Raw genomic sequence first — 1,202 nt, 5'->3', positions numbered from 1 at the left:
TCCGGCACCAGCCGATCCAATGAGTAATCCATTTCGTCAATCGACTGATAGCACTCGACCGTGGGAATTTCGGCCGTATTCGATGCAGGCAGGAAATCGATCAGGCGGCGCATCTGCAGCAGCGCGGCGACATCATTGTCATAGGCGCCATCGGCAATCGAGGACTTGGTCGTATGGATCGATGCGCCTCCGAGCTGCTCCGCCGTTACCGTTTCATTGGTAACAGTCTTCACGACGTCGGGGCCGGTGACGAACATATAGGACGTGTCGCGCACCATGAAGATGAAGTCGGTCATGGCCGGCGAGTAGACGTCTCCGCCGGCGCAAGGCCCCATGATGACGGAGATTTGCGGGATGACGCCGGAGGCGAGCACGTTGCGCTGGAAAATCTCCGCATAGCCGCCAAGAGCTGCCACGCCTTCTTGAATACGGGCACCGCCGGCGTCGTAGAGCCCTATGACAGGGGCACGATTGCGCAGTGCCATGTCCTGGATTTTTTGAACCTTCTCCGCATGGGCTTCGGAAAGTGATCCGCCGAAAACCGTAAAATCCTTGGCGAAGACGAAGACCGTGCGGCCATTGATGGTGCCCCATCCGGTGACGACGCCGTCGCCCGCGAATTTCGTATCTTCCATGCCGAAATCGGTCGAGCGGTGTTCGACGAACATGTCGAACTCCTCGAATGAGCCTTCGTCGAGAAAAATATCGATGCGTTCGCGTGCTGTGAGCTTGCCGCGCTTGTGCTGCGCCTCAATCCGCACCTTCCCGCCGCCTTCGCGCGCAATGTTCCTGCGGCGCTCAAGCTCGATCAGCAMATCCTTCATGGCGTCCTCCTCTTTTGTCGTTTGATAACAGGAGAGCGCAGCGCGGGGAAGGAATTTGTCTGGCGTACCCGAGCGCCGCAAGCGATGCACGGGTACGCGTTTAAGTTGTATTCGTGAGCTAAGGTTTTACCAGGTGCCGGTGTTCGGCATCGACAGCCAAGGCTCCTGTTGCGGTAGCGCGGGGCCTTTCTGGATAAGCTCGATCGAGATTCCATCCGGCGAGCGGATGAAGGCCATGTTGCCATCGCGCGGCGGCCGGTTGATCACGACGCCTTTGTCCGCCAGGTTTTGGCAAGTCTCGTAGATATTGTCGACGACGTAGGCAAGGTGTCCGAAATTGCGCCCGCCGGTATATTCCTCCTGGTCCCAATTATAGTT

2 protein-coding genes are annotated in these 1,202 nt (G+C 58.0%); both read right to left on the bottom strand.

Going from position 1 to position 1,202, the window contains the following annotated elements; all coding sequences use genetic code 11:
• Positions 1-824, bottom strand: an 824-nt coding sequence (locus ACXJ5O_RS27560) for an acyl-CoA carboxylase subunit beta (protein WP_457302687.1), incomplete at its 3' end; no start/stop codon positions are given.
• Positions 825-950: 126 nt separating this feature from the next.
• Positions 951-1,202, bottom strand: a 252-nt coding sequence (locus tag ACXJ5O_RS27555) for a VOC family protein (protein WP_457302686.1), incomplete at its 5' end; no start/stop codon positions are given.

It is taken from the genome of Phyllobacterium sp. P5_D12, from assembly GCF_054049495.1.
This window is presented reverse-complemented; position numbering and strand designations above follow the sequence as displayed.